This is a genomic window from Paraburkholderia sp. SIMBA_054, from assembly GCF_046534875.1.
Lineage (GTDB): Bacteria > Pseudomonadota > Gammaproteobacteria > Burkholderiales > Burkholderiaceae > Paraburkholderia > Paraburkholderia hospita.
The window spans coordinates 1-263 of sequence record NZ_JAWRXV010000985.1; the positions used below are offsets into that span (position 1 = coordinate 1).

Annotated in this window: 1 pseudogene; it reads left to right on the forward strand. The window is 57.4% G+C overall.

Annotated elements, in window-relative coordinates:
- Positions 1 to 263: pseudogene (locus SB822_RS58080) on the forward strand (nitrate reductase subunit alpha); the annotation flags it as partial.

Below are 263 nucleotides of genomic sequence, written 5' to 3' on the forward strand. Positions count from 1 at the left end.
TCGAAGAAAAGGACGGCAAGGGCAAGGATGTGGAACTTGCCAAGAGCTTCATCGACAAGGACAGCCATGATGCCGTCGCCGATGTGGCTTTCCCATATTTCGGCAACCGCGAGCACGATTATTTTGAAGGCACGGACCATGACAGCGTGCTGGTGCGCAAGGTTCCGGCCCGCAAGCTGAAGATCAAGGGTGGCGACGTCATGGTCGCGACGGTGTTCGACCTGTTTGCCGCCAATTACGGTCTTGATCGCGGGCTTGGCGAC